Origin of the sequence: Bacillus haikouensis (genome assembly GCF_013179555.1) — a bacterium.
Taxonomy (GTDB): domain Bacteria; phylum Bacillota; class Bacilli; order Bacillales; family Bacillaceae_B; genus Rossellomorea; species Rossellomorea haikouensis_A.
The window spans coordinates 1-2,769 of the sequence record NZ_JABMCR010000410.1; the positions used below are offsets into that span (position 1 = coordinate 1).

General features: G+C 43.0%; 2 protein-coding genes and 1 pseudogene. All 3 read right to left on the reverse strand.

Translation table 11 applies throughout. The features are described 5' to 3' along the window. On the reverse strand, positions 1-1,322 hold a 1,322-nt coding region (locus HP456_RS22365), incomplete at its 3' end, for an ADP-ribosylglycohydrolase family protein (RefSeq protein ID WP_216663388.1). 15 nt (positions 1,323-1,337) lie between these two features. After that, positions 1,338-2,498, reverse strand: a complete 1,161-nt coding sequence (locus HP456_RS22370; RefSeq protein WP_172255201.1) for an ADP-ribosylglycohydrolase family protein — start codon at positions 2,496-2,498, stop codon at positions 1,338-1,340. 12 nt (positions 2,499-2,510) lie between these two features. After that, positions 2,511-2,769 (reverse strand): annotated as a pseudogene (locus HP456_RS22375) (extracellular solute-binding protein); the annotation flags it as partial.

Below are 2,769 nucleotides of genomic sequence, written 5' to 3' on the forward strand. Positions count from 1 at the left end.
CCACTATAAACCGTCGGGGCGAATGTAGGTTTATACTTTTCATCGTTAAACTCATTTCTTCTGTAAAAAGGCTTGTAAAAAATCTTACTTCTGTCGCTTTCAATCATTCGGTCAATGACCACTTTCAATGACCCTCTTCCATCAAGACCAACCTTATCGCTAGGGTAAAGAAGTGATTTAAATGAGTTATCTGTACGGAATCCATGTGTCGAACCCGGGAGCATGAAATCTAAATACACTTCACCAGGTTTAAAGCCTTCGACTAATTCAGCTGGCGCTTCGCACTCAGCCAATTTATACCCTAACAAAGTAACCTCTTTTGAGAAGGTTGGGATATCCAGTACGTTAAGATAACCTGATACGCTGGAGGTACAAATAAAGTCATTGATCGGCTTTCTATAATGATCAGGTATTCCCTTGATTCCATGAAAGACGCCGGCAATGGTACCAACATTTCCCGCGTTGCAATCCGTATCCCATCCGCACATGGTAGCGATTTCAATCGTTCTTGCAAAATCCCCTTCTCCGTATAACAATGCCAGAATGCAAACACCTGCATTAGGAATGATATGACACACACCAGTATACTTATCGTAGCCCCATTCATCTTCAAGGTATTGACGGCAAGCCCTAAAGTCAGATGGGTTTTCCCTGTGAAAAGCCCTAACTGCGTTGACCACGCTTGAATAGGTTGAGTCCTCAGGGATTACACTAAGTCCAGCATCCAGGATGTCCCCAATTGATGCTGCCTCGAATGCTTTTGCGATACACGCAGCCATGAATTTCGCCCCATACACACCATTCCCATCATGGGACACACTTGCTGCTCTTTCTGCATACGCAGCAGCTTTTTCTATACATCCTGGAAACAGAAGTCCCCACGTATCAATGAAGATTTGACCGCCGATTTGTTCCGCTTCAATTAATCCATTCATCTCGATGGAACCTGATTGTGGTGCAGGAATACCTCTGGTCAGATTCATATACGCTGTATGCTCCGTACTGATACCTTCTCCTCCCCACCAGAACATCCCGATTCCTTCCCTTGAATAGTTCAACCAGGCCTTGCCGACATCCTCAGCAGTTAATTCTCTATCTGAAGCATCATCATATAAAGCTCTCATAAAAAATACCGGACCATTGGCATCATCATCCGCAGCAAATGTTTTGTACTCTTTCGTGTAACCTCTTATATCACCAAAGACCTCTTTTATTCTTTTATCCGTCCACACAGGGGGTTCGACGGGGGCACCCAGTCGAATCCCGACATTCATTCCCAGAAATCCTGCATAGACCTTTTCTAAATAGTTTTCCGGAATCAAATCATCCACTCCCAATTAGCAGTTTTCCTTGAAGTAATTCATTCTCTTCTCTTGAATGGTTAAATCTTCTCTTATTATTTTCTTCGCCGTCTCACAGAATCGGTCAGAAATTTCATATAAATCTATTTTGTTCGTTTCTTGTAAAAGTTCAATGTCTTCTTTTTTGACAATTTTTTCACCATGCAACGCTCCAAGGATGACACCGATCATGACACCAATCGAATCAGTATCCCTCCCAGAATTGATTCCATCATAAATGGCTGGATAATACGTTCCATCATTCAACACGATAAAGGCGAGCGCCATCGGAAGCTCTTCAATGGAAAATAAGCGGCTTGGTGTATAATGATTGGATGGAATGCCCACTTTTTCAACTTTTCGGTGAACATCGTCTCCCATAGGTGAATATTTGCTCATAATTGTTTGGAAGGTGTGAATGACGTGATCCATCTCCGCTTTTTCACCACGAAGTCTCCTGGCTGCCTCTGTCAATTCTATAATCGCCATTTTCGTACCATCTTTGGCTAAATGAATGGCTGTTTCTACGATGTCATCGACACTAACTCCTTTTTCAAATGCTTTCGCCACACAGGCAGCCAATACACCTGCAGCTTCTAACCCATAACTGCATTGATGCCCCATTGCGAACAGAATCGCTTCATCATAGGCAGCTTTTGGATTTCCCGCATTTACTATACCGATAGGAGCAATATACATCGCAGCACCGCAGTTGACCATATTTCCTAATCCGCCCTCCCGTGGTTCACAATTCGCCAGCACATGACGCATAAAGATATACTTCTCCGGATAGAAAAGACGATCGATGATCATTGCTTCCCTGCCAAATTCAGGAATATAGGTCTTATTGTAAGCAATCTCTTTCACAAACTGATTCCCTAGGTCGTATGCGTCTAAATGTCTGAGTTCCTTATTGTAGACATTGATCAATGCAAAGGTCATAAGAGTGTCATCTGTTACAATCCCATTTCCCCGCTGCCTGCCCAGATTCACGTCGACTGAGGCATCAGCTTTATACCATTTCGTCTTTAATGATTCCACCCGTTTATACTGTTCCTTAATTTGTTCATAGCTCAATTTCTCAATCGTTGCCCCTAATGCATCACCTAAAGCGGTAGATATAACGACGCCTCTCACTCGTTCTTGAAATGAAGTCATATTTAGAACTCCTTACTTTAATTGTTTGTTCGCATAATCGGTGATTTGCTCTCCACCGGCATTTTTCCACTCTTCTACGAACTTGTCGAAATCATCGATTGACCGCTTCCCTGTAATGATGTCTGTAGAGAACTCTTTGTATAAGTTCTCCATCGCATCCCAGCTGGAAACGTACTCTTCAGGAATAATAAAGCTATTGTCCTCAGCATAAAACTTCCCAGCTAAGTCCTGGGAGTTCGCTGCCGGCTCACTTAATAGAGGTGTCTTGACC

Excerpts from the sequence above, each read along its gene's own strand:
- HP456_RS22370 (WP_172255201.1), bottom strand. The coding sequence starts at position 2,498 with ATGACTTCATTTCAAGAACGAGTGAGAGGCGTCGTTATATCTACCGCT.